Below are 11556 nucleotides of genomic sequence, written 5' to 3'. Positions count from 1 at the left end.
AAGGTATACGCGCCGCCTGAACGACGGATCACTGACAACCCGCGACAGCAGGGTCAGGCGCGCGCGAGCGCTGCCAGCATGTCGCGCGTCAGGTCTTGGCTATCCTCGATGCCGCAGCTGATGCGCACCAGTCCCGGCGTGATGCCCAGCGCGTCCTTCTGGTCCTGCGGCAGGCGCTGGTGCGTGGTCGTGGCCGGATGGGTGAGGATCGTCTTGGCGTCGCCGAGGTTGTTGGAGATGATCGCCACCTCGAGCGCGTTGAGGAACCGGAAGGCCGCCTCCTTGCCGCCGGCAAGATCGATCGAGAGCACGGTACCGCCCTTCCCCATCTGGCGCCTGACCAGCTCGGCCTGCGGATGATCGGCAAGGCCGGGGTAGATCACGCGCGCGAGCTTCTCGTGCCCCGAAAGCGCCTCGGCGATCTCTTGCGCGTTCGCGGTCTGGGCGCGCACGCGCAGGTCCATCGTTTCGAGCCCCTTCAGCATCACCCAAGCCGTGAACGGGCTCATCGAGCCGCCTGTGTGCTTCATGTAAGGCTCGACGGTCTTGCGGATGAACTCGCGCGTGCCGAGGATCACCCCGCCCAGCGCCCGGCCCTGACCGTCGATGTGCTTGGTGGCCGAATAAACCACCACGTCCGCACCCTGCGCGATGGCGTCGGACCAGACCGGGGTCGCGAAGACGTTGTCGACGATCACGGTCGCGCCGACGTCATGCGCCAGCGCAGAGACGCCCGCGATATCAACCACCTGCAAGGTCGGGTTGGAAATCGATTCGAAGAACACCGCGCGGGTCTCGGGACGCAGCGCAGCGCGCCACTGGTCGAGATCGGAGCCGTCGACGAAACTGACCTCGACCCCGAAGCGGGTAAGGACTTCCTCGAGCACGTAAAGGCAGGAGCCGAAGAGCGCCCCAGCCGAAACCACGTGATCGCCCGCCTTGAGCATGGACGTGAGTGCTCCGGTGACGGCGGCCATGCCGGAAGCGGTGGCAAAGGCATCCTCGGCCCCTTCCAACGCCGCGATGCGCTGTTCGAACATCGACACCGTGGGGTTGCCGTAGCGCGCATAGATGAACTCGTCGGGACCGGCTTCGAGAAACCGTGCTTCGGCGTCCTCGGCGGTATCGTAGACGAAGCCCTGGGTGAGAAAGATGGCCTCGCTGACTTCGCCGTACTGGCTGCGCCGGATGCCGGAATGAACTGCGCGGGTGCGCTTGTTCCAGTCGTTCTTCATCATGTCCTCTCTTGGCCCGACCGGGCACAAAAAAACTCCAGACGCGGTCATCGCGACAGGAGTTTCGTTCAGAGAGTCCCGTTCGGTGACCTTTTAGCGGCTTGTTTCACGTGGCCCGCAATCCGGTAACAAATCGCCACGTCGGCAGCGATAGAAGCAAACCGGTCACAGGTCAACACCGTCACGGTGGCGTAACACAAACTTCATCCGGCGGCTCTATGGTTAATTCGATCGCAATCCACAACATCTTGAGGTTGTCGGGACATGGCGCTGCTAAGAATCAACGCAACAGAAAGCGGCCTGCGCCCGCATCTCATGCAGTCACCGCTTGCGCGAAGCATGGCGCGTCTCTCCGGCGGACGCGAGCCGATCATCATCATGCTGCACGGCTACCGCTACGCACCGGGCGACCCCGTGCATTGTCCGCACCGCACGCTGCTGTCGCCGGGCGGCCGGTTCAGCTGGCCCGACGCGCTGGGGATCGGCAGCCCGACCGGCGGCTTTGGAATCGCGCTTGGCTGGGCGGCACGCTGCTCGCTGCGCGATGCGCATGCACGGGCGCGGGCGCATGGGGGCCAGCTTGCCCGAATCGTCGCGCACCTGAAGGGTACCGCACCCGACCGCCCAGTCCATGTCATCGCCCATTCGCTGGGGTCGGAAATCGCGCTGTCGGCGCTGGCGCACCTCGCCCGGGGTGCCATTGACCGGATCGTGCTGCTGACGGGAGCAAGTCACAAGAGCCATGCCGAGGCGATGCTGGCGACCCCGGCAGGCAGGTCGGTCGAGGTGCTGAACGTGACCAGCCGCGAGAACGATCTTTTTGATGCCGCCTTCGAGAGGTTTGTGCCGTCCCGCCGCGTCGGCGATTGCGCTATCGGCCACGGCATCGCCGCGCCGAATGCGCTGACGTTGCAGCTGGATTGTCCGCGCAGCCTCGAGGCTTTGCAGAGGCTCGGGATCGGGATCGCGCCGCCGCTGGGGCGTGTCAGCCACTGGTCGGCCTACACAAGGCCGGGCGCGATGGAGTTCTATGCCCGCCTGATGCGCCGCCCCGACAGCCTTCCGCTGTCGCTGCTGCAAACCGCATTGCCCGGCGATACCGCCGCGCGCTGGTCACGGTTCCGCCCGGTGAAACTGCCGCTTGCCCGCCCGCGTCTCCCCGGGGCCCTGCGGATCGCGTCACGTGTCGCGCGGCGCGCTCAGCCCTCGCCTTCCTGCTCGACCGCGTAGGTCTGCAAGAGCCGCCCCTGGGTCATGAAGAATGCGAACAGCGCAAGCGTCAGGCCAAAGGTCTTGAAGTAAACCCAGGATTCGGTGCTCATCGTGCGCCAGACCAGCTCGTTCAGCACCGCGAGACCGAAAAAGCACAGCATCAGGCGCTTGGTGAGGATCATCCAGCCTTCATCGCGCAGGGGCATCACCTCTTCCATGACGAACTTGAGGTAGGATTGCCCACGCATCAGACCGAATGCGAGCAGCCCGCCGAAGAGCAGGTAGATCATCGTCGGCTTCATCTTGAAGAAACGGTCGTCGTTGAGCCACACCGAGAGCCCGCCGAAGACCACCACCAGCACCATGGTCGCCACCTGCATGCGCGATATGTGTCCCGTCAGCCGCCACAGCACCAGCGTCGAGGCAACCAGCAGCGGGACGAAGGCAGCGGTGACCAGGATGAACCCGTCGTACTCGGTCCCGCCCAGAACGAAACTTTGGTCCTTGAGCCGCAGGTAGGCCACAAAGAAGGCGAGGATCGGCCCGAACTCGAGACCGGCCTTGAGCCATGGATTGATCTTGCGCGGTCCTGCCATCTCGTTTTCCTTCTCCGTCGTCATGTCCCCCCCATTTCCACGATCACCGCGCCGGCCGCGATCAGTGTCATCAGCGCCACGCGGCGCGGACCCACCGTCTCTTTCAGGAAGACGACGCCGATCAGCGCCGCGAACACGGTCGATGTCTCGCGCAATACCGCCGCCTCCCCCACCTTGTCGAGCCGGGTGGCGAGCATGATCGCACCGAAACTGAAGAATGCAATGATCCCGCCGAGAAAGCCGCGCAGCATCAGCGGTCCGGGGGCCGGGCGCAAGTCTGGCGGCATGCCCGTCCAGCGCCGCAACGCGATCAGCGGCATCACGAACCCGTCGATCATGAAGAACCAGGCGAGAAAGGTGAACGGGTCGGCCGTGGCGCGAATACCGTAGGCGTCATAGGTGGTGTAGAGCGCCACGAAGAGCCCGGTGATCACCGCGAGGCCAAGGGCCGCGTGCAGGGTTTCGCGCGCAGCGACCAGGTGGCGCATGTTGTAAAGCGCAAGCCCGAAGATGCCGGATAGCAGCACTGCGACGCCCAGCCATTGCACCGGCGTGAAGACCTCTCCGAAGACGATCCAGGCACCGAAGACGGCAAAAAGCGGCCCGGTGCCGCGCACCACCGGATAAACCACCGTGAAGGCGCCCTTGGTATAGGCCCAGGCCTGCAGCAACTTGTAGACGACGTGGATCACCCAGGCGGTGGCGAAGATGATCCACATATGCGGTTCGGGCCAGGGCACCACGAACAGGGCCACCGGAGCCGCCATCACCCCGTAAGAGATGTCGATCGCGCCACGCGTCAGCCAGGGATCGTGACGGCCCTTCTGAAGCGCACCGAAAACCGCATGCAGGACCGCCGCCATGATCGCAAGCATGAGCGCGATCCGATGACCGGCCTCGGTGCCCTCGGCGGCCAGGATCCAGTCGCTCACGCGGCACCTCGGGGGAACCGGTCACGCAGCTTGGCGTTGGATTTATTGAAGGAATTTCGGGGGTCAGCCATGTGGGAGATCGTTCTGAACGAGATGTCGGGATCGTTTTCGGAGGTTCCGATCACGATTGCCGCGGTGCGTTTGCTCGCGGCGCTGGCCCTTGCCGGTGTTATCGGGTTTGAACGCGAGCACCGCGGCAAGGCGGCCGGGCTGCGCACGCACATGCTGGTCTCGATGGCCGCCTGCCTCTTCATTCTGGTCAGCCAGAGCCTCGCCGCCATACCCTTCGGATCGGGTGACGACACCCAGATTGACCCGCTGCGCCTGATCGAGGCAGTCACGGCGGGCGTGGCCTTTCTTGCCGCAGGCGCGATCTTCACCTCAGGCGGCGAGGTTCGCAACATCACCACTGGTGCCGGCATGTGGCTGGCCGGGGCGATCGGACTTTGCTGCGGGGCGGGACAGGTTCCGCTGGCCGCACTTGCGACTGGCATCGTGGTATCCGTTCTGATGGGGTTGCGGTGGCTCGAGAGAAAGATGGGCACGCATTAGCGCCAAGGCAGCGCCGCGTCAGTGCGCCAGTTCGAGCCCGGTCAGGGCCGCGGCGAACTCCTCGGGGTCGAACGGCGCGAGGTCGTCGACCTGCTCGCCGACGCCGATGGCGTGAATCGGCAGGCCAAAGCGATCGGCGAGCGCGACCAGTACGCCTCCCTTCGCCGTGCCGTCGAGCTTGGTCATCACCAGCCCCGACACATCCGAGATCTTCTGGAAGATCTCGACCTGGTTCAGCGCGTTCTGGCCCGTCGTCGCGTCCAGCACGAGCAGCGTGTTGTGCGGTGCGGTCTCGTCCTTCTTGCGGATCACCCGCACGATCTTGGCCAGTTCCTCCATCAGGTCGGCGCGGTTCTGCAACCGTCCGGCGGTGTCGATCATCAAAAGATCCGCCCCTTCCTCTTGCGCCTTCGTCATGGCGTCGAAGGCAAGGCTCGCCGGATCGGTGCCCTGCGGAGCCGTCAGAACCGGCACGCCGGCCCGTTCGCCCCAGACCTGCAATTGCTCGACCGCCGCGGCACGGAACGTGTCGCCAGCGGCGATGACCACCTTCTTGCCTGCGGCCCGGAACTGGCTGGCGAGCTTGCCTATTGTCGTGGTCTTGCCCGACCCGTTCACGCCCACGACCAGCACCACCTGCGGCGTCTTGGGGTAAAGCGGCAACGGGCGCGCGACCGGCTCCATGATCCGCGCGATCTCGCTGGCCATCAGGCGCTTGATCTCCTCGACCGAGAGTTTCCGGCCCAGCCGGCCCTCGGCCATGTTCGCAGTGACCCGCAACGCGGTGTCGACCCCCATGTCGGCCGAGATCAGCACCTCCTCGAGCTGCTCGAGCATGTCGTCGTCGAGCACGCGGCGCACCACGGTCTTGGGCGCCTGGCGCCCGAGGATGCGGTCGAGAAGCCCGCGCTTTTCTGGCGCGGGCGCGTCTTCGATCACCGGCGGCGCCATGGTCGCAACTGCCGAGGGCATGACGCCACCGCGCGCCGGTGTCGGCGGAACGGGCGTCGGGTCTGTGTCCGGTCCCGGTTCCGGCAGCGGATCGGGGATCGGCGTGGGTTCGGGCTCGGGCTCCGGGGTCGGCGGCTGCGGCACCGGATCGGGTTCCGGTGTGGGCTGCGGCGGCGCCTCGGGCTCCGGTTCGGGCTTCGGCGTGGGCGGCAGATCGGGCGCGTCGGGTTGCTCGATCTCCTGCGGTGCGTCGGGCTGCTCGATTTCCTGCGGCGTGGATGGCGGCGTCTCGTCGGGCGACGGCGGGACGATCTCGTCGGGCGGCGATGCCGGCGCGGGATCGGTGGGGCGCGGGAACGGGTCGGGCACGGCAGGCGGATCGCCGGCGGCGGTCTCTGCGGCCGTCATCTCTTCTTCGACGCCGCCGTCTTCGACGATCGCCTCGAGTCCTTCGTCGATCTTCGACGAGGACTTGAAGAGACGGTCCTTGAGCTTCTTGAAGAATGCCATGCGAAATCAAGCCTCCGGGTGGGGTCCGCCCTTCATCTAGGCGTTCTGCCCCCGGAGGGAAAGTGCGGCCCGCCGGACAGGCGGGTCAGATTTCCTCGGGGAAATGCTTGATGACCAGCCGGATCGGGTTCGGCGCCGCCTGCCCCAGCCCACAGATGCTGGCATCGACCATGGCCTGGCTCAGCTCTTCCAGCAGTCCCTGATCCCAGTGCTCGGCCTGCATCAGCTTGACCGCCTTCTCGCAGCCGACGCGGCAGGGGGTACACTGCCCGCAGCTTTCGTCCTCGAAGAACCGCAGCATGTTCAGCGCAGCCTCGCGCGCGCTGTCCTGGTCCGACAGGATCACCACGGCCGCGGAGCCGATGAACGAGCCATGCGGCTGCAGCGTGTCGAAGTCGAGGGGCACGTCGTCGTGCGAGGCCGGCAGCAGGCCCGAGGACGGGCCGCCCGGCTGATAGGCCTTGAAGACATGCCCCTCGGCCATGCCACCCGCCGCCTCGATGATGTCGAGGATCGTGGAGCCCGCGGGCAGAAGGTAGACGCCCGGCGACGCGACCCGGCCCGAGACAGAGTAGCTGCGCAACCCCTTGCGTCCGTTCTTCTCGACCGAAGACAACACTTCGGGTCCTTCGCGGCAGATGCGCGCGACCCAGTAGAGTGTCTCGACGTTGTTCACCAGCGTCGGGCGGCCGAAAACCCCGACCTGGGCGACGAAAGGCGGGCGATGCCGCGGCAGGCCGCGCTTGCCCTCGATCGATTCGATCATCGCGCTTTCCTCGCCGCAGATGTAGGCCCCGGCGCCGCGGCGCAGGTCGATGTAACCCGCCTCGACGAGCCCCGCGTCTTCCAGCGCCTTGATCTCGCACCGCAGGATTTCCAGTACCGCCGGGTACTCGTCACGCATGTAGAGAAACACGCCTTCGGCCTCGATCGACCAGGCGGCGATCAGCATGCCCTCGAGAAAAAGGTGCGGTGTGCGCTCGAGGTAGTAGCGGTCCTTGAAGGTGCCCGGCTCGCCCTCGTCCCCGTTAACGGCGAGATACCGCGGGCCCGGTTCGGCCCGGACCAATTCCCATTTCTTGCCCGACGGGAAGCCGGCGCCGCCCAGCCCGCGCAGGCCCGAGGACAGCACCCGCTCTTTTTGCGCCACCGGGTCGCCGTCCCGGCGCAGTTCCAGAAGCGTGTCGTATCCTCCGGCGGCACGATAGGCCGAATAGGCCTCGTAGTCGGGGATGCGCGCGTGCGTTTCGCCCGCCTTGATGGCCGCCTGGACCTTCTCCGGCGTGGCGTGGTCGATATGGTTGTGCCCCAGCTCCAGCACCGGCGCGGTGTCACAGCGCCCCATGCAGGGCGCGCGCAGCACGCGGACCTCGGCCGGATCAAGCCCGCGTTCCAGCGCCGCTTTCAATTCCTGCGCGCCGGCCAGTTCGCACGACAGGCTGTCACAGACCCGGATGGTCAGCGCCGGCGGCGGTGTCTCGCCCTCTTTCACGACATCGAAATGCGCGTAGAAGCTCGCCACCTCATAGACCTCGGCCTGCGACAGCCGCATTTCCTCCGCGAGCGCGCGCAGATGCGCGGCCGAGAGGCAGCGGTGCGCATCCTGGATCAGGTGCAGGAATTCGATCAGCAGGTCGCGGCGGCGCGGGCGGTCGCCGAGCAGTGCGCGCACCTCTTCGAGCGCTGCATCGTCGAGCTGCCGGCCCTTGGGATGGGTGCGCCCCCTGCCCTTGCCCGATTTCCAGACGCCCTTGCCATCGGGTCCCGACTTGTTGTCCAGCGCCATTCGCCGCCTCCGCCGCCGCCCGGGAAACCGGGCGGATCAAAATGATTACAGGGCGCAACCTATCAGGCCCCGGATCGCGCGGACACGATCAAATGCGACACTGCGGCGGCCCTTTGCGTTGCCGCCGACGCCGATCGGAACATGACGCGCGCATCGGCTGCGCACCGGCCATTGTTCCGCCCGCACATGCGTTCTGAACGCCCGGTTCAGCGTAGTCGATCAAGACATTGGTTTCGGTCCTTTGTGCGCAACCGGTACGATCACGCCCGTGTCACTGGCGGGCCGGCAAGGGTTCTGGCAACATCGCGCCATGATCCGCCAGACGCTCCTCGCCTTCGTGCTTCTCGCCGCACCGGCCACGGCCGAACCTTCCATGTCGGCCGAGGATTTCGACGCCTACACCCGCGGCAAGACGCTGTTCTTCAGCCAGAACGGGGCGCCCTACGGTGCCGAGGTCTACCTCGAGAATCGTCGCGTGCGCTGGTCGTTCCTCGACGGGGAGTGCAAGGATGGCCACTGGTACGAAGAGGCCGGGATGATCTGCTTCGTCTACGAGGATACGCCGGAGCCGCAGTGCTGGAACTTTCGCGAAGGGGCCGCCGGGCTGGTCGCAAGGTTCGAGGACGACCCGGCCCAACAGGAACTTTACGAGGCGCAGGATCTCGACGAGGAGATGCTGTGCCTCGGCCCCAAGGTCGGCGTCTGAGCGCGCCGCGCGACCACACTCAGAAAAGCGACCCCTGCTCGGGTGTCTTGCCACCCGCGGATTTTGCCGAAACCTTGCCGCCGGCGAGTTTCAGTCGGCCATCCGCGAACTCGATCTCGAGCCCCGATGCCTCCGCCGCGGCTTCTTTTGTCGTCAGAAGCCGGTCCGCGCCGTCGCGCACCACGGCATAGCCGCGCCGCAACGTCGCCTTGTAGCCCAGTGTCTCGCGCAGTCGGTCGAGTGCAGTGAGCCTCTGACGCAGCGTCGATACCTGCGCCGCCCCCGCTTTGCCCAACCGCCCGGACACCGCCGCGAATGCCTCTGTCTTGCGCGCCGTGTCGCGCGTCAGCGTGTCCGGCCGGAACCGGGCTACCCGGTCGTCGAGACGCTCGCGGCGCTCGGCGACCTGCCTTGCGAGCGCCGGAGCGAGCCGCGCGGCAAGCTGGCGCAGGTGGCGCCCTTCGTCGGCCACGGCGCGGCGCAGGGCCGCGGGCCGAAGCGAGCCGCTTTTCGTCGCCAGCGCCACCTTGCGCTTCTGCACGCCAGCGATCAGTGCCGGACCGAGCTGCGTTCCGCGCGCGTCGAGACGTTGGCGCGGGCCGTCGAGCAGGCTGTCGGGCCGTGGCAGCGCCCGCGACATGTCGCGCAGGCGTTGCGACCTGCGCACCAGCGTCTGCGACAGGCTCTGGCTCATCCGTGCGCCGAATCCGTCGAGCGCCGCCATCAGTTCGTGGCGCACCGGCACCGCCATTTCGGCGGCCGCCGTCGGGGTCGGGGCGCGCCGGTCGGCGGCGAGGTCGACAAGCGTGGTGTCGGTCTCGTGGCCCACGGCCGAGATGAGCGGGATCGCGCTGTCGGCGGCAGCGCGCACCACGGCCTCCTCGTTGAAGCCCCAGAGATCCTCGACCGAGCCTCCGCCGCGCGCGACGATCAGAAGGTCGGGCCGCGGCAGCGCACCGCCCGGTGTCAGCGCGTTGAAGCCGCGAATCGCCCGGGCCACTTCCGGCGCGCAGCGCTCGCCCTGCACGGCAACCGGCCAGATCAGCACCTTGCGCGGGAACCGGTCGCGCAGACGGTGCAGGATATCGCGGATCACCGCGCCCGAGGGCGAGGTGACGACCCCGATCACCTCGGGCAGGTAGGGCAGCGCCTTCTTGCGCCCGGCATCGAACAGGCCCTCGGCGGCAAGCTGGGTGCGGCGCTTTTCCAGCAGCGCCATGAGCGCGCCGAGACCCGCGGGCCGGATATCCTCGATGATGATCTGGTATTTCGACTGGCCGGGAAAGGTCGTCAGCCGCCCCGTCGCCACCACCTCCATACCCTCCTCGGGTTGGGTCTGCTGGCGTGCGGCGACGCCTTTCCACATCACCCCCGAGATCACCGCCCGGTCGTCCTTGAGATCGAGGTAGACATGGCCGGAACGCGGACGCGAGACGCGCCCGACCTCGCCCTTGATCCGCACGAAGCCGAATTCGCCTTCGATCACGCGTTTGATCGCGCCCGAAAGCTCCGAGACGGAGAACTCGGGTGTATTGCCGGAAGTGTCGTCGATGAGGTCCATGAAGCGTCCGCGCCTGCCGTTGCGCCGACCCTATACAGCGCGTCGGGAGAAGGGAAACCCCTCGGCGTCCGTCTGTTGCCGCGACACCAGTCTGTCCCAAGGGCCCTGCGCCTTGCTCTGGGGCGGCGAACCGGGCTATGCGCGTGCCCGTAACGAAGCTGGGGCGAAGGAGCGACCGCATGAACATTCTCATCCTCGGTGGCGGTGGGCGCGAACATGCGCTGGCCTGGGCGGTGATGCAGAATCCGAAATGCGACAAGCTGATCGTGGCGCCGGGCAACGCCGGCATCGCGGCCATCGCCACCTGCGCCGCGTTAGACATTCTCGACGGGGCCGCGGTTGTGGCCTTCGCCGAGGAAAACTCGATCGATTTCGTCATCTTGGGGCCCGAAGCGCCGCTGGCCGCCGGCATCGCCGACCGGTTGCGCGACGCCGGCCTGCTGGTCTTCGGGCCAAGCCGCGAGGCCGCCCGGCTCGAAGCCTCCAAGGGTTTCACCAAGGAAATCTGCGACGCCGCCGGCGCGCCGACCGCCGCCTGGGCGCGGTTCTCGGACGCCGAGGCGGCCAAGGTCTACGTGCGCGAGACCGGTGCGCCCATCGTGGTCAAGGCCGATGGCCTCGCCGCCGGCAAGGGCGTCATCATCGCGCAGACCGTCGCCGAGGCCGAGGCGGCGCTCGACGAGATGTTCGGCGGCAGCTTCGGCGCGGCCGGGGCAGAGGTTGTGATCGAGGAGTTCATGCGCGGCGAGGAAGCCTCGTTCTTCGTGCTCTGCGACGGCGAAACGGTGCTGCCAGTCGGCACGGCGCAGGATCACAAGCGTGTCGGCGAAGGCGACACCGGGCCAAATACGGGCGGCATGGGTGCCTACTCGCCGGCGCCGGTGATGTCGGAAGACGTGACGCGCCGGGCGCTGGACGAGATCGTGCGCCCGACGATGGCCGAGATGGCGCGCCGCGGCTCGCCCTATCGCGGCGTACTTTTCGTCGGCCTGATGATCGAGAACGGCCAGCCGCGGCTGGTCGAATACAACGTGCGCTTCGGCGATCCCGAGTGCCAGGTGCTGATGATGCGCCTCGGTGCGCAGGCGCTCGACCTGATGCAGGCGGTGGCCGAAGGACGGCTGGCCGAGGCGCGGGTCAACTGGGCCGAGGATCACGCGATGACCGTGGTGCTTGCCGCGAAGGGTTACCCGGGCGATTACGCCAAGGGAGAGATGATCGGCGGGCTCGACGCGCTGCCCGAGGACAGCCGCAACATGGTGTTTCACGCCGGCACCGCCGAGCACGAGGGGCGGATCGTCTCGGCTGGTGGCCGGGTGCTGAGCGTCACCGCCCGCGGCGACACCCTTTCCGAGGCCGCCGAACGGGCCTACACGATGGTCGACGCGATAGACTGGCCCGGCGGGTTCTGCCGGCGCGACATCGGCTGGCGCGCACTTGACGGATAAACCACCAAGGACTGACGGAGAGCGTCCCGGAGGTCACGGTCCCACTCTGCCAGACGTCACAAAAGGT

General features: G+C 67.2%; 10 protein-coding genes and 1 riboswitch. Of the genes, 4 read left to right on the top strand and 6 right to left on the bottom strand.

The window, feature by feature from the left end:
- Positions 1-53 precede the first annotated feature (53 nt).
- Positions 54-1235, bottom strand: coding sequence for an O-succinylhomoserine sulfhydrylase (gene metZ, locus R5H30_RS17860; RefSeq protein WP_318329950.1), 1182 nt, complete (start codon positions 1233-1235; stop codon positions 54-56).
- Between the two features lie 73 nt (positions 1236-1308).
- Positions 1309-1385: riboswitch (SAM riboswitch) on the bottom strand.
- Positions 1386-1574: 189 nt separating this feature from the next.
- Here metZ and R5H30_RS17855 point away from each other — a divergent pair.
- Positions 1575-2465 carry a lipase family protein gene (locus R5H30_RS17855; RefSeq protein ID WP_318329949.1) on the top strand — a complete coding sequence of 297 codons (891 nt, stop codon included), beginning with the start codon at positions 1575-1577 and terminating at the stop codon, positions 2463-2465.
- On the opposite strand, the gene R5H30_RS17850 is transcribed toward R5H30_RS17855, so the two are convergent.
- Entirely contained in the window at positions 2435-3043 is a 609-nt protein-coding gene (locus tag R5H30_RS17850; protein ID WP_318330008.1) for an inner membrane-spanning protein YciB, read from the bottom strand. The two genes, R5H30_RS17855 and R5H30_RS17850, sit on opposite strands and share 31 nt — an antisense overlap.
- Before the next feature lie 20 nt (positions 3044-3063).
- The gene (locus tag R5H30_RS17845; RefSeq protein WP_318329948.1) at positions 3064-3975 is read right to left on the bottom strand and encodes an EamA family transporter; all 912 of its coding nucleotides are present in this window, start codon (positions 3973-3975) and stop codon (positions 3064-3066) included.
- A 69-nt stretch (positions 3976-4044) separates the two neighbouring features.
- On the opposite strand from R5H30_RS17845, the gene R5H30_RS17840 reads away from it, so the two are divergent.
- Positions 4045-4527: an MgtC/SapB family protein gene (locus R5H30_RS17840; protein WP_318329947.1), complete on the top strand. Its 483-nt coding sequence runs from the start codon at positions 4045-4047 to the stop codon at positions 4525-4527.
- 18 nt (positions 4528-4545) lie between these two features.
- Here the strand turns inward: R5H30_RS17840 and ftsY are convergent, their stop codons facing one another.
- Both ftsY and R5H30_RS17830 read right to left on the bottom strand, forming a co-directional pair.
- A complete protein-coding gene (gene ftsY / locus R5H30_RS17835) occupies positions 4546-5988 on the bottom strand; it encodes a signal recognition particle-docking protein FtsY (protein ID WP_318329946.1) in 1443 nt (480 codons plus the stop codon).
- An 85-nt stretch (positions 5989-6073) separates the two neighbouring features.
- The gene (locus R5H30_RS17830; protein WP_318329945.1) at positions 6074-7774 is read right to left on the bottom strand and encodes an NAD(P)H-dependent oxidoreductase subunit E; all 1701 of its coding nucleotides are present in this window, start codon (positions 7772-7774) and stop codon (positions 6074-6076) included.
- Positions 7775-8084: 310 nt separating this feature from the next.
- Between R5H30_RS17830 and R5H30_RS17825 the strand changes: the two genes are divergently transcribed.
- Complete coding sequence (locus R5H30_RS17825; protein ID WP_318329944.1) at positions 8085-8480, top strand: hypothetical protein; 396 nt, start codon at positions 8085-8087, stop codon at positions 8478-8480.
- A 19-nt stretch (positions 8481-8499) separates the two neighbouring features.
- On the opposite strand, the gene xseA is transcribed toward R5H30_RS17825, so the two are convergent.
- Positions 8500-10041, bottom strand: a complete 1542-nt coding sequence (gene xseA, locus R5H30_RS17820) for an exodeoxyribonuclease VII large subunit (protein ID WP_318329943.1) — start codon at positions 10039-10041, stop codon at positions 8500-8502.
- Positions 10042-10220: 179 nt separating this feature from the next.
- Here xseA and purD point away from each other — a divergent pair, with 179 nt between their 5' ends.
- Positions 10221-11489, top strand: a complete 1269-nt coding sequence (gene purD / locus R5H30_RS17815; protein ID WP_318329942.1) for a phosphoribosylamine--glycine ligase — start codon at positions 10221-10223, stop codon at positions 11487-11489.
- The last annotated feature ends 67 nt before the right edge of the window (positions 11490-11556 follow it).

The sequence above is a fragment of the Roseobacter sp. FCG-D35 genome (assembly GCF_033436665.1).
Lineage (GTDB): Bacteria > Pseudomonadota > Alphaproteobacteria > Rhodobacterales > Rhodobacteraceae > JAWQFO01.
The sequence above is the reverse complement of the archived record's forward strand: the minus strand, read 5'-3'. Positions and strand labels throughout refer to the sequence as shown.

Bases quoted from the DNA above. Each gene is read 5' to 3' on its own strand.
- metZ (WP_318329950.1), bottom strand. From the start codon at position 1,235: ATGAAGAACGACTGGAACAAGCGCACCCGCGCAGTTCATTCCGGCATC.
- R5H30_RS17855 (WP_318329949.1), top strand. From the start codon at position 1,575: ATGGCGCGTCTCTCCGGCGGACGCGAGCCGATCATCATCATGCTGCAC.
- R5H30_RS17850 (WP_318330008.1), bottom strand. From the start codon at position 3,043: ATGGCAGGACCGCGCAAGATCAATCCATGGCTCAAGGCCGGTCTCGAG.
- R5H30_RS17840 (WP_318329947.1), top strand. From the start codon at position 4,045: ATGTGGGAGATCGTTCTGAACGAGATGTCGGGATCGTTTTCGGAGGTT.
- ftsY (WP_318329946.1), bottom strand. From the start codon at position 5,988: ATGGCATTCTTCAAGAAGCTCAAGGACCGTCTCTTCAAGTCCTCGTCG.
- R5H30_RS17830 (WP_318329945.1), bottom strand. From the start codon at position 7,774: ATGGCGCTGGACAACAAGTCGGGACCCGATGGCAAGGGCGTCTGGAAA.
- R5H30_RS17825 (WP_318329944.1), top strand. From the start codon at position 8,085: ATGATCCGCCAGACGCTCCTCGCCTTCGTGCTTCTCGCCGCACCGGCC.
- xseA (WP_318329943.1), bottom strand. From the start codon at position 10,041: ATGGACCTCATCGACGACACTTCCGGCAATACACCCGAGTTCTCCGTC.
- purD (WP_318329942.1), top strand. From the start codon at position 10,221: ATGAACATTCTCATCCTCGGTGGCGGTGGGCGCGAACATGCGCTGGCC.